Source organism: Snodgrassella gandavensis, from assembly GCF_914768025.1.
Lineage (GTDB): Bacteria > Pseudomonadota > Gammaproteobacteria > Burkholderiales > Neisseriaceae > Snodgrassella > Snodgrassella gandavensis.
Map to the genome: position 1 here is coordinate 24,235 of NZ_CAJZCE010000013.1, position 11,649 is coordinate 35,883.

Annotated in this window: 14 protein-coding genes; 5 read left to right on the forward strand and 9 right to left on the reverse strand. The window is 46.5% G+C overall.

Annotation, left to right across the window (positions count from 1 at the left end):
• Positions 1–51 precede the first annotated feature (51 nt).
• The 5 genes from ileS (at position 52) to MJ764_RS09385 (ending at position 5,924) form a co-directional block, all read left to right on the forward strand.
• Positions 52–2,838: an isoleucine--tRNA ligase gene (gene ileS / locus MJ764_RS09365; RefSeq protein ID WP_239326405.1), complete on the forward strand. Its 2,787-nt coding sequence runs from the start codon at positions 52–54 to the stop codon at positions 2,836–2,838.
• Between the two features lie 104 nt (positions 2,839–2,942).
• Positions 2,943–3,428, forward strand: a complete 486-nt coding sequence (lspA, locus tag MJ764_RS09370; protein ID WP_239326407.1) for a signal peptidase II — start codon at positions 2,943–2,945, stop codon at positions 3,426–3,428.
• Between the two features lie 44 nt (positions 3,429–3,472).
• Entirely contained in the window at positions 3,473–4,414 is a 942-nt protein-coding gene (ispH, locus tag MJ764_RS09375; protein WP_239326409.1) for a 4-hydroxy-3-methylbut-2-enyl diphosphate reductase, read from the forward strand.
• Positions 4,411–5,115 (forward strand): ABC transporter ATP-binding protein, encoded by a 705-nt coding sequence (locus MJ764_RS09380; protein ID WP_239326411.1) that lies wholly within the window; start codon positions 4,411–4,413, stop codon positions 5,113–5,115. Before ispH ends, MJ764_RS09380 begins: the two co-directional genes overlap by 4 nt.
• A complete protein-coding gene (locus tag MJ764_RS09385) occupies positions 5,112–5,924 on the forward strand; it encodes an ABC transporter permease (RefSeq protein WP_239326413.1) in 813 nt (270 codons plus the stop codon). Before MJ764_RS09380 ends, MJ764_RS09385 begins: the two co-directional genes overlap by 4 nt.
• Before the next feature lie 107 nt (positions 5,925–6,031).
• Here MJ764_RS09385 and MJ764_RS09390 read toward each other — a convergent pair whose 3' ends face one another.
• The 9 genes from MJ764_RS09390 to iscU all read right to left on the reverse strand — a co-directional run bounded on the left by MJ764_RS09390 (position 6,032) and on the right by iscU (position 11,539).
• Positions 6,032–6,388 carry an MmcQ/YjbR family DNA-binding protein gene (locus MJ764_RS09390; RefSeq protein ID WP_239326415.1) on the reverse strand — a complete coding sequence of 119 codons (357 nt, stop codon included), beginning with the start codon at positions 6,386–6,388 and terminating at the stop codon, positions 6,032–6,034.
• Positions 6,389–6,524: 136 nt separating this feature from the next.
• Positions 6,525–6,719: a Fe-S cluster assembly protein IscX gene (gene iscX, locus MJ764_RS09395; protein WP_239326417.1), complete on the reverse strand. Its 195-nt coding sequence runs from the start codon at positions 6,717–6,719 to the stop codon at positions 6,525–6,527.
• Positions 6,720–6,800: 81 nt separating this feature from the next.
• A complete protein-coding gene (gene fdx, locus MJ764_RS09400; RefSeq protein WP_239326419.1) occupies positions 6,801–7,142 on the reverse strand; it encodes an ISC system 2Fe-2S type ferredoxin in 342 nt (113 codons plus the stop codon).
• Positions 7,143–7,216: 74 nt separating this feature from the next.
• Entirely contained in the window at positions 7,217–7,843 is a 627-nt protein-coding gene (locus MJ764_RS09405; protein ID WP_239326421.1) for a glutathione S-transferase family protein, read from the reverse strand.
• A gap of 53 nt (positions 7,844–7,896) precedes the next feature.
• Positions 7,897–9,765, reverse strand: a complete 1,869-nt coding sequence (gene hscA, locus MJ764_RS09410) for a Fe-S protein assembly chaperone HscA (RefSeq protein ID WP_239326423.1) — start codon at positions 9,763–9,765, stop codon at positions 7,897–7,899.
• Positions 9,766–9,850: 85 nt separating this feature from the next.
• A complete protein-coding gene (gene hscB / locus MJ764_RS09415) occupies positions 9,851–10,354 on the reverse strand; it encodes a Fe-S protein assembly co-chaperone HscB (protein WP_239326425.1) in 504 nt (167 codons plus the stop codon).
• Positions 10,355–10,521: 167 nt separating this feature from the next.
• Positions 10,522–10,842: an iron-sulfur cluster assembly protein IscA gene (gene iscA, locus MJ764_RS09420; protein ID WP_100155926.1), complete on the reverse strand. Its 321-nt coding sequence runs from the start codon at positions 10,840–10,842 to the stop codon at positions 10,522–10,524.
• 45 nt (positions 10,843–10,887) lie between these two features.
• Positions 10,888–11,154 carry a TraR/DksA C4-type zinc finger protein gene (locus MJ764_RS09425; protein WP_239326427.1) on the reverse strand — a complete coding sequence of 89 codons (267 nt, stop codon included), beginning with the start codon at positions 11,152–11,154 and terminating at the stop codon, positions 10,888–10,890.
• 1 nt (position 11,155) lies between these two features.
• Positions 11,156–11,539, reverse strand: coding sequence for a Fe-S cluster assembly scaffold IscU (gene iscU, locus MJ764_RS09430; protein WP_100091400.1), 384 nt, complete (start codon positions 11,537–11,539; stop codon positions 11,156–11,158).
• Between the last annotated feature and the right edge of the window lie 110 nt (positions 11,540–11,649).

Sequence of the window (11,649 nt, forward strand, 5' to 3'; positions counted from 1 at the left end):
TGAATTGTTATTATATTATTAGGTAATTAGATATATTTTGAAGAGAAGGTCATGACTGACTATAGTAAAACTGTAAATTTGTTGGATACGACGTTTCCGATGCGCGGTAATCTGGCCAAGCGTGAAGGTGGCTGGTTGAAATCATGGTATGAGCAGAAGCGTTATGAGAAGCTGCGCAAGCTGGCTGCCGGACGGCCGAAGTTTATTCTGCATGATGGCCCTCCATATGCTAATGGTGATATTCATATTGGCCATGCTGTGAATAAGGTGTTAAAGGATATTATTATTCGCAGTAAGACGCTGGCCGGATTTGATGCACCATATGTGCCGGGCTGGGATTGTCATGGTTTGCCGATTGAGCTGATGGTTGAGAAGAAGCATGGCAAGAATATTCCGGCGGCAAAGTTCCGTGAGTTATGCCGTGAATATGCGCACGAACAGATTACCCGGCAGAAACAGGATTTTATGCGTCTGGGAGTGCTGGGGGACTGGGAACATCCTTATCTGACTATGGACTATCAAACTGAGGCAGATATTGTGCGTACTCTGGGGCGGATTCAGCAGGGTGGCTATTTGTACCGTGGTGAAAAGCCGGTGCAGTTCTGTCTGGATTGTGGTTCTTCTCTGGCGGAGGCTGAAGTAGAGTATAAGGATAAGGTGTCTTTTGCGATTGATGTGGCGTATCAGTTTAAGGATAACGCTGCTTTGGCGCAGGCTTTTGGATTAAATGAGGTATTGGGTGAGGCTTATGGTGTTATCTGGACGACAACGCCGTGGACTTTGCCTGCCAGTCAGGCGATTTGTGTTGGGCCGGAGGTGGTTTATCAGTTGATTGATACGCCTAAAGGTAAGCTGGTACTGGCTAAAGAGCTGGCAGAAGCTGCTTTGGGGCGCTATGGCTTTGGTGCTGATGATACGGCGGTACTGGCTGAGGTGGCTGGGCAGCAACTGGAAAATCTGCATTTGAATCACCCATTTCTGGATCGGGATATTCCGGTGTTGCTGGGTGAGCATGTGACTACTGAAGCTGGTACCGGCATGGTACACACGGCACCGGCGCATGGTCTGGATGACTATTTTGCCTGTCTGCGTTATGGAATTCAGTTGTATAACCCGGTGAATGCTGAAGGACGCTATATCAGTGATATGCCACGCGTGGCTGGTATGACGGTCTGGGAAGGTAATCCGGTGGTGATTGACTGGGTGGCCGAAGAGGGTAAGTTGCTCTCTAACGGTAAAATTACGCATAGCTATGCGCATTGCTGGCGCCATAAAACGCCTTTGATTTATCGGGCAACCGGTCAGTGGTTTATCGGTATGGATAAGGATGGCGCAGATGGTAAAACGCTGCGTAATAAGGCCATGGATGCGGTTGAAGCAACTGAGTTTTTTCCGGCTTGGGGGCGTGCGCGTCTGGAAGCGATGATTGAAGGACGTCCGGACTGGGTGGTATCTCGCCAGCGTTACTGGGGCACACCGATGGCGTTTTTTGCGCATAAGGAAACTGGCCAGCTACATCCGCGTTCGGCTGAGTTGCTGGAAGAGGTAGCTAAACGGATTGAGCAGCACGGGATTGAGGCATGGTTTGCGCTGGACAAGCATGAATTGTTGGGCGCAGATGCGGATGAGTATGACAAGTTGCCGGATACGCTGGATGTATGGTTTGATTCTGGCAGTACACATTATGCGGTATTGCGCCAACGTCCAGAATTGGCTTGGCCGGCTGATTTGTATCTGGAGGGCTCGGATCAGCATCGTGGCTGGTTCCAGTCTTCGTTGCTGACTGCCTGTGCTACGGTTGGTAGTGCTCCGTATAAACAGTTGTTGACCCATGGTTTTGTGGTGGACGGTAATGGGCAGAAAATGTCTAAATCTGTGGGTAATGTAGTCGCACCGCAAAAAGTGAATGACAGTCTGGGCGCAGATATTCTGCGTTTGTGGGTGGCTTCTACGGATTATTCTGGCGAGCTGGCGATTTCTGATGAAATTCTGAAACGGGTTTCTGAAAGCTACCGTCGTTTGCGTAATACGTTGCGCTTTTTGCTGGCTAATCTGAGTGATTTTAATCCGGATACGGATGCTGTGGCTGTTGCGGATATGCTGGAACTGGATCGTTATGCTCTGGTACTGGCACAGCAGCTACAGGAACGTGTGGCTGGTGATTATTTTGCTCGCTATGCCTTCCATTTTGCGGTACAAGATATTGTGCATTTCTGCTCCGAGGACATGGGTGCTTTCTATCTGGATATTCTGAAAGACCGTTTGTACACGATGCAGGCTGATAGTCATGGCCGTCGTAGTGCGCAGACTGCGCTGTATCATATTACGCGTAATCTGGTGCTGTTATTAAGCCCGATTCTTTGCTTTACTGCTGAGGAAGCTTGGGCGGTATTGACGGGTAATGATGAGGATAGTGTGCTGTACCATACTACGCATGTGTTCCCGTCTATGGCTGAAACTGAGGTAGCCGATCTGACGCAGAAATGGCAGGCAGTTCGTGCGGTACGGGATACGGTGAATGCGGCAATTGAGTCGTTGCGTGCTGACAAGAGTGTCGGGTCTTCATTGCAGGCAGATGTAGCCATCCGGGTGCCGGCGGAAATTCTGCCTTTTATTAGTGCTTTGGGTGATGAGTTACGTTTTGTGCTGATGGTAGCTAAGGTAACGGTGGAGGAGGGCGCTGAGCTATCCGCTACTGTGACTGTGGATCAGGGCACTAAATGTGAGCGTTGCTGGCATTATACGGATGATGTCGGTACAGACCCGCAGCACCCGACTATCTGTGGCCGTTGTGCGCTTAATATTGATGGTGCTGGTGAACAACGGCTGTATGCTTGACGCAGGATGATGATTCTTTTGTTGCCGGTTATGCTGGCATGATTTGAAAGACTCAGGCGTGGCAGATTTGGTCGGCCACGCCTGTTGTGGTTTTAGGGAAAGTTATGCAACGTAAAAAAATGTTTTTGTATGGTGCAATTATTGTTCTGGGCTTGATAGCTGATCAGTTGTCGAAGTACGTGGTTTTGCGCCATGTGCAATATCTGGAAAGAATTGCGGTAATACCGGGCTTTTTTGATTTGACTCTGGCTTACAACCCGGGCGCAGCGTTCAGTTTTCTTGCTGATGCGGGTGGCTGGCAAAAGTTCTTTTTTATGGGGCTGGCGCTGGTAATCTGTATTTACTTGTTGCGTGCCATCATCCGGGATGAATTCGGGACGATGGGTAAGATTGCTGCTGCGCTGGTTATCGGTGGTGCTACTGGTAATGTGGTTGATCGGATAGTTCATGGGCATGTGGTTGATTTTCTGTTGCTTTACTACCATAATTGGTTTTATCCGGCATTTAATGTTGCTGATAGCCTGATTTCTGTCGGGGCAGTGTTGCTGGTGCTGGAAAGTATTTTTCATCAAAAGAAAAAGGCAGTCTGATTGATTCGTCCTCTGGTGAAATCAGCCAAGTAACGGGAAATTTAATGAGTAACAAAAAGATTTTGCTGGCCAATCCGCGTGGATTTTGTGCTGGTGTTGACCGTGCTATCAGTATTGTGGAACGGGCACTGGAAGAATATGGTGCACCAATTTATGTACGGCATGAAGTGGTACATAATAAGTTTGTGGTTGATAATCTGCGCAATAAGGGTGCGGTATTTATTGAAAATCTGGATGATGTGCCACCGGATGCTACGCTGATTTATTCGGCTCATGGGGTATCGCAGGCTGTACAGCAAGAGGCGGTGGCACGTGGTTTCCGCATTTTTGATGCTACCTGTCCTTTGGTGACCAAGGTACACAAGCAGGTATCACGGCTTGATGAGCAGGGCTATCAGATTGTGATGATTGGCCATAAAGGCCATCCTGAGGTTGAAGGTACGATGGGGCAATTGCCGCCGGGTGCGATGTTGCTGGTGGAAACAGTTGCTGATGTGGCCGGTTTACAGGTTCGCAATGAAGACAAGCTGGCGCATGTGAGCCAGACAACGCTTTCGGTTGATGAAACCAGTGGGATTATTGCTGCGCTGAAACAGCGTTTTCCTAATATTAAAAGTCCGCACAAAGAGGATATTTGTTATGCAACTACTAATCGTCAGGAGGCGGTGAAGAAGCTTGCTGCTACCTGTGATGTGGTGATTGTGGTGGGGTCTCCCAATAGTTCGAACAGTAACCGTTTGCGTGAAGTTGCAGCTTTACTTGGTGTTGATGCTTATATGGTTGACAATGCTGGTTGTCTGCAAACGCAGTGGTTCAGCGGGAAGCAACGGGTAGGCATTACTGCCGGTGCTTCAGCACCGGAGGTGCTGGTGAATGATGTTGTTCAGACTATTGTTTCCTGGGGATATCCAACAGTTACCGAAGGTGCTGGTGTGGAGGAAAATATTATGTTTGTTCTGCCGAAAGAATTGCGTAGTGCATCATGAATACGCCTGTTTTATCCGGTAAGGGTGTGTGTCAGCGTGCTCATGATGATGGCAGGATGTTATTGCAGGATATTGATTTTCAGCTTATGGCTGGCGCGCGTGTGGCTATCAGTGGTGCTTCAGGGGCAGGAAAATCGGTTTTTTTACGTACAATTTCTTTGCTGGATTTACCTGCTGCGGGTACGTTGTTCTGTCATGATCAGCCTGTGCGCTTGAATGCACAGTGTATTGCGCGCCATCGCAGCCAGATTGCCTATGTGCGGCAGCAGGCTGTGCTGATATCGGGCACGGTGCGTGATAATCTGCTGTTGCCTTTTAGTTTGCATCATTATCAGCATAAAACGTTCCAACCAGATTATGTGCAACAGATATTGCAGGACTTGGGCAAGGATGAGAATTTTCTGGAACGTGATGCAACGGATTTGTCTGGTGGGGAAGCACAACTGGTGTGTTTGTTGCGTATATTGCAATTAAAGCCACCGGTTTTGTTGCTGGATGAACCAACTGCTTCGCTGGATGAAGATTCTGCCCGTGCGGTACAGAAGCTGGTCAATCAGTGGCAACAGGCTAATCCTGAGGCTGCTTATATGTGGATTTCGCATAGTGAGCAGCAGGTGATGGAAGTGGGTGATGAAATTTGGTATCTGGATGCTGGTAGGATCACCCATACCAGAAAATCATCGCAAGCTGGGAGACAATGATGCAAGGGACTAATTATATTAGTATTGCAGAATTGGCTCTGGCTTCGCTGCTGATTCTGGTGAGTGCCGGTGTTTCGTTGTGGCTGAAGCTGGGGCTGACTAAACGGATTCTGGTGTCGGCAGTACGGGCTGTGGTGCAATTATCTATTGTTGGTTTGCTACTGAAATGGATATTTGCGGCCAATCAATGGTATTGGGTATTGCTGATTATTGTTGTAATGACTGTGATAGCTGGTTTTTCGGCACGTTCGCGTGGGAGCTATGTTTATCGTGGTCTGACTCGGGATGCTTTATCTTCGGTTTGGCTGGCTTCATGGCTGAGCGCGGCAGTAGGGCTGTATGCGGTGCTGCATATCCGGCCGTGGTTTTCACCGCAGTATGTAATTCCTATTTTAGGCATGGTGCTGGGTAATTGTTTGACGGCTGTGGCATTGTGTCTGGATCGGTTAACGCAGGATTTACGTCAGCAACAGGCGCGGGTGGAGGTGATGTTATCTATGGGTGCCACAGGCTGGGAAGCCTATAGAGATACTGCACGTGCAGCCGTGGTAGCCGGTATGCTGCCAACGATTAATCAGTTAAGTGTGGTAGGGCTGGTGAGTCTGCCGGGTATGATTACCGGCCAGATTCTGGCTGGTGCTTCGCCAGATCAGGCGATTCGTTTTCAGTTGCTAACTATGTTTCTGATTTGTGCTGGTTCGGCTGGCGGCTGTTTGTTATGTGCGGTTTTGGTCTATCGCCATGTATTTAACCGTTGCTGGCAGTTTTGTAGCTGGCGTCTGCAACGCTGCAAAACGGAAAAAGTTTAGATTTTTCAGTTAGATAAGCTGATTGATCATAAGAAATGGAGCAATGTTTTTTTATTTTTAATTTAAACTAAAATTGATTAATTGGTGCGGTGTATTATTCGTAAAGTTTAAATCGTTAAATTATAGCTATAGTCTAATAGACTTGTTATTTGTTCGAATGGTACCGAACCGTCCAACATTATTGTAAGCCAGTTTTTTTTATTCATATGATAAGCTGGAAATAATCCAGAACTATTTTTTATAGTAGAAATCAATTCTGGATCGGATTTTACATTAATTATTTCCACCATTTTATTAGAGTTGATGCCCAATTTATTTTTCTCAACTACCATAATTAAACCAAACCATTTGCCATTACTTTTATGTCGAAGTACTTTATAATCAGGAAATTTCTTAAACGGATGATCAGTTTGCACATCATTCAAACTATGAGTGTGTTCAATTAATCTGTTTTTAAGGCTCATGATTATTTCCTTTTTTCGATTCACTAAAGCTGATGTTTACTCCGTAGAATGGCCAACCGGTTTGGCAGCAAATAGTTGAGTACTGTTGCCGAGTTTAAATTGTTTCTGGCATTTTGGTGATTTGATGTATATAGGTTCAGACAGTTTCGTCAATCCATGCCTGCTGAACTGCTTCGAGTATGCGTTCGCCACAGTGTTCAGGTTTGTCATCAAATTCTGGTAAGGCCAGTATCAGTTCGCGCAGTTGGGTAAAGCGAATGTTGACAGGGTCAATGTCTTCGTGGCGGTCTGCCAGTTCTTCGGCAATGCGGTGTATATCAGTCCATTTCATGGTGTAAATCTGTATTTAATGCGGGTGAGTGGCAAAAGAATATAAAAGAGTTTCAGTATGGTTGATCAGTACAGTCTGATATTAGTGCTCTTCACGCGCGTGGTTAATGGTGTATTTGGGAATTTCGATAGTAACATCACTGTCAGCCAGTCGTGCTTGGCAGCTCAGGCGTGAATCTGCTTCTAGCCCCCAAGCCTGATCCAGTAAGTCTTCTTCCTGCTCGGTTGGTTCAGGCAGGCTGTCGTATCCTTCTCGAATAAGAACATGACAGGTTGTACAGGCACAGGATTGTTCGCAGGCGTGTTCAATTTCAATATCATGCTCAAGTAATGCATCACAAATGCTGGTGCCTGAGGGAATATTGTCTAATACTTTTCCTTCAGGACATAGTTGAGGATGAGGCAGTACAGTAATTGTGGGCATGGTGGTTCCGTATTTCTAAATAATGCAGGCGTGGCTGGTTTTAAGAAGTGAAATCAGCCACGCCGAAGTTGGTATTAAATCAATCTTTGAGCTTTCAGTACCGCAGTGACGCCGGCATCTGCTTCTACGCGCTGATAAAATGCATTCAGGTTATGGTATTGGCTCAGGTCAATTTTACATCCTTGTGCCCAGCGCATTTCTATATAAACGTAAACGTCGGCAATACTGATGCTGTTACCGGTTAAGTAATCCTGTTGTGCCAGAACTGTATCGACTGAGGCAAACATTTTGGCTACTGCAGCACAGGCATTGGTTTTAAGCTTGTTTTGTGCTTCTTCGCCTTCAATCATTCTGGCTGCGCCAAAAATAGGCTTAAACCCTGAATGCAAGTCACTATTGGCAAAAGCTAACCACTGGCGTGCTTTGGCACGGGCTTTAGGATCATTGTCAGCCGTGGCACCATAAATGCCTCTGTTGGGTGCAAGGTCGTTAATGTAATCGATAATGGCAATGTTCTGGCTAAGTGCCCAGTTACCATCTGTGAGTAAAGGTACTTGCCCTTGTGGATTCAAGGCCAGATATTCGGCGGATTTAACTTTGTCGCGACCTACTTCTTCCGCAGTGTATTGCAGCCCGCTCCATTGCAGGGCTACATGTGGTACGAATGAACAGGTACCGGCTATGTAATATAGTTTTAACATTTTGTTATCTCCTGTGTATAGGCAAACATTTTAATGTGTCTGCGGTTAAAATTTTAGATTTCACTGACGTTTTTACCCTGTAAGGCACGCTGGATATTGCGGTTCATACGTCTGGCAGCAAATTCATCAGTTGCGTGATTCAGGCTATGTATGGCATCGCGGATATCCTGTGCATTGCCATGCTCAATCTGGTGTTGGGTTTGTTCTAGTGCTGTCTGAATGGCTTGCTGTTCATCGGTACTGAGTAAATCAGCATCCAGTGTCAGGGCACCGTTAACCGCTGCAATAATGCTTTCTGCTTCTACTGTGGCTTCGGCACGGGCGCGCTGCAGGGCATCTATCTGTGCATGGGTAAAACTGTCTTTCAGCATTTGGGTAATAACGGTATCGTCCAGCCCATAGGAAGGTTTCACTTCAATATGAGCTTGTACACCTGTGGTTTGTTCGCGGGCAGATACCGACAGTAAACCATCAGCATCTACCTGAAATGTAACCCGTATGCGAGCTGCGCCAGCCGCCATCGGCGGAATACCGCGCAGGGTAAATTGTGCCAAACTGCGACAATCGGCGACCAGCTCACGTTCTCCCTGTAGCACATGAATCATCATGGCTGTTTGCCCGTCTTTGAATGTAGTGAAATCCTGCGCGCGTGCGGTTGGCAGGGTGCTGTTACGCGGAATCACTTTTTCTACCAGTCCACCATAAGTTTCCAGACCCAGTGACAATGGGGTGACGTCCAGCAGCAACCATTCATCATCATTTTTGTTGCCTGCCAGTACATTAGCCTGCATGGCAGCTCCTAGTGCCACTACTTCATCGGGATTGAGGTTATTCAGTGGCGTTTGGCCAAAGAAGGTGGCTACTGCCTGCTGCACATGCAGCATGCGGGTAGCACCACCCACCATGATTACTCCTTTGATATCAGTTTTGCTGATATTGGCATCACGCATGGCCTGTTTAACTGGTTCCAGTGTTTTGGCCACCAGCGGCTGGGTTAGTTGGTGGAAAGTATCGCGACTGATATCAGTGAGAATCTGCTGGCCGTTGGAAAGGGTAGCTGCAATGGTGGTTGAAGCTTCATTGGTCAGGGTTTCTTTGGCTGCACGCGAGAGTGATTGTAATAGTGCGCTATCCTGTGCGTTTAACTGTGATAGTTTATTCTGTTCCAGTAACCAGCAGAACAGGCGTTGATCGAAATCGTCACCACCCAAGGCGCTATTGCCGTTAGTTGCCTTAACTTCAAATAGGCCACGGCTTAAGGTTAAAACCGATACATCAAATGTTCCGCCACCGAGGTCGTAAACGATAAATGTACCTTCTGCGGCATTATCCAGACCATAGGCAATGGCGGCAGCGGTGGGCTCATTAAGCAATCGCAGAACATGCAAACCGGCCAGCCGGGCAGCATCTTTAGTTGCCTGACGCTGTGCATCGTCAAAATAGGCTGGTACGGTAATAACAACGCCGGCAAGTTCACCGCCTAAGCTGTTTTCTGCTCGCGCTTTCAGTACACGCAGGATGTCAGCAGAAACTTCAATCGGGGTTTTATTACCGGCACGGGTGTGAATACTGATGATGCGCTCATCATTAGTAAAATGATAAGGTAAATAGCGGGTTTCAGATTGATTTTTGATATCGTCAAGGGTACGGCCAATCAGACGTTTAGCGGAACTGATGGTGTTGGTTGGATCAATACGCTGGGCTTTTAATGCATCTGTGCCTACTTCCGGGGGACAATCCTGTTGATAACGTACAACTGAGGGCAGTGCAATCTGCCCTTGTTCATCTGCCAGACATTCTGCATGACCACTGCGTACGGTGGCTACCAGACTATTGGTTGTACCCAGATCAATACCAACGGCACGGCGGTGTTCATGCGGGGCGGCGGATAGGCCGGGTTCGGCAATTTGCAATAAGGCCATAATCTGAATTTTGTCCTGATTTTAAAAATGACTTAACGATTTGATTTTTTCTCAAACCATGTTTGCTGCTATAACGTTGATGGTATCAGGGCAGTGCTGCCTGAATTTCTGTCTGTAATTTCTGTAAAAAACGCCCCTGACGTACCAGCTCGGCCGCTTTTTCCGGTTGATTCTGCGTGAAAGCAGTATTCAGCTCCCGATACAATCTGTCTTGTTCCAGCTGAATGGTTGCGGCCAGTTCCTGTAGGGTTGCTGCATCAGCTTCGGCACGGGCATCTTCCAGTGTTTCACGCCATTGCATTTGTTGCATCAAAAAATCGGCTGGAAAATGGGTGTGTTCCGGTGCATCTGCATCAATATTCTGTTGTTGTAACAAATATGCAGCACGATCTAATGGATTGCTCAGGATACGATAAGCTTCGTTTACCGTGGTTGCCAACATCATTGCCTGTTTTTGTTCGAAAGCACTTCTGGCCGCGAATTTATCCGGGTGGCACTGTGCGGCCAGCAGACGATAATTCTGCTCAAGCTGTTTGTCGTCAATATTAAACTGTTCGGGTAATTGAAAAAGTGCAAAGTATTGGTTCATGCAGCTCACCTTAGGCTGACAACAGGGTGGAAACAGAAATAACTACACGGTGTAAACCTAGTTTTACCGGTATTGTGCTTTTGCTGAAAAATAAAATTTGGCTGTTTTAACCTTGGCTGCGGTATTTGCCAATAGATTTATTGCCTTTGGGCAAAAACAGTTATTGCTTAAACATGAAAGCTTTCACCACAGCCACATTCGTCTTTGGCATTGGGATTGGCAAATTTAAAACCTTCCTGCAAACCTTCTTTGACAAAATCAAGTTCGGTGCCATCCAGATAGACATGGCTTTTGGGATCAACAAACACTTTGACACCATATTGCTCAAAAAGTAAATCTTCTGGCTGGATATGGTCAACAAACTCCAGCGTATAAGCCATGCCCGAACAGCCACTGTTTTTGACACCAAGACGAATACCTTCGCCTTTACCACGTTTGGTCAGATAGTTACTGATGTGCTGGGCAGCTTTTTCAGTCAGAGAAATCATGTTCTCTCCTGTTGAAACTTCTCCTGAATGTAGCGTAAAGCATATTCAGGAATTGTCACGGTTACGATTAAAACGACGTTTATATGAAGACAGAAAAAAGCGTTTGATTTCTATTTTCTCTTCACAATTAACGCAAAAATGTGTGCCAAAATACTGAAGCTGGTGCTCGGGTGATATTGGCTCACTACATTCCAGACAAAATTGTCTGGTACGCATTTTGGCATTGTCTGGGTTTACTGTATTGACCTGCTGATCATCATTTTTTTCAGTAGAGGATTCATTATCATTTACGGTACTGCCAAAAATCATCATGCTACTCGTTATGTTTTTTCCGATAATCAGCTACAGCAGCCTTGATAGCATCTTCGGCTAGAATGGAGCAATGAATTTTTACAGGAGGCAAGGCCAGTTCTTCAGCAATGGCACTGTTTTTAATGGCCAGTGCTTCATCCAGACTTTTACCCTTTACCCATTCAGTAATCAGGCTAGAGGAGGCGATGGCTGAACCACAGCCATAGGTTTTGAATTTAGCATCTTCAATGATACCGTTATCACTTACCTTGATTTGCAATTTCATAACGTCTCCACAGGCTGGTGCGCCTACCATTCCTGTGCCCACATTCTGGTCACCTTTTTCAAAAGAACCAACGTTGCGTGGATTTTCATAATGATCAATGACTTTATCGCTGTAGGCCATGATATGTTCCTTTTACAATTATTTTGATGCACGAGAAAATAAAATCTATTCTGTCTTCGCAGCAAATAATCTATATTGTAGTGTAACGCCCAGCTTTATCAGCAGGGCAA

What these genes read in the sequence shown, in the direction of transcription:
- iscA (WP_100155926.1), bottom strand. Translation starts at nt 10,842, where the DNA reads ATGATTTCTCTGACTGAAAAAGCTGCCCAGCACATCAGTAACTATCTG.
- fdx (WP_239326419.1), bottom strand. Translation starts at nt 7,142, where the DNA reads ATGCCCACAATTACTGTACTGCCTCATCCTCAACTATGTCCTGAAGGA.
- MJ764_RS09380 (WP_239326411.1), top strand. Translation starts at nt 4,411, where the DNA reads ATGAATACGCCTGTTTTATCCGGTAAGGGTGTGTGTCAGCGTGCTCAT.
- MJ764_RS09385 (WP_239326413.1), top strand. Translation starts at nt 5,112, where the DNA reads ATGATGCAAGGGACTAATTATATTAGTATTGCAGAATTGGCTCTGGCT.
- MJ764_RS09390 (WP_239326415.1), bottom strand. Translation starts at nt 6,388, where the DNA reads ATGAGCCTTAAAAACAGATTAATTGAACACACTCATAGTTTGAATGAT.
- iscX (WP_239326417.1), bottom strand. Translation starts at nt 6,719, where the DNA reads ATGAAATGGACTGATATACACCGCATTGCCGAAGAACTGGCAGACCGC.
- hscA (WP_239326423.1), bottom strand. Translation starts at nt 9,765, where the DNA reads ATGGCCTTATTGCAAATTGCCGAACCCGGCCTATCCGCCGCCCCGCAT.
- ileS (WP_239326405.1), top strand. Translation starts at nt 52, where the DNA reads ATGACTGACTATAGTAAAACTGTAAATTTGTTGGATACGACGTTTCCG.
- iscU (WP_100091400.1), bottom strand. Translation starts at nt 11,539, where the DNA reads ATGGCCTACAGCGATAAAGTCATTGATCATTATGAAAATCCACGCAAC.
- lspA (WP_239326407.1), top strand. Translation starts at nt 2,943, where the DNA reads ATGCAACGTAAAAAAATGTTTTTGTATGGTGCAATTATTGTTCTGGGC.
- ispH (WP_239326409.1), top strand. Translation starts at nt 3,473, where the DNA reads ATGAGTAACAAAAAGATTTTGCTGGCCAATCCGCGTGGATTTTGTGCT.
- hscB (WP_239326425.1), bottom strand. Translation starts at nt 10,354, where the DNA reads ATGAACCAATACTTTGCACTTTTTCAATTACCCGAACAGTTTAATATT.
- MJ764_RS09405 (WP_239326421.1), bottom strand. Translation starts at nt 7,843, where the DNA reads ATGTTAAAACTATATTACATAGCCGGTACCTGTTCATTCGTACCACAT.
- MJ764_RS09425 (WP_239326427.1), bottom strand. Translation starts at nt 11,154, where the DNA reads ATGATGATTTTTGGCAGTACCGTAAATGATAATGAATCCTCTACTGAA.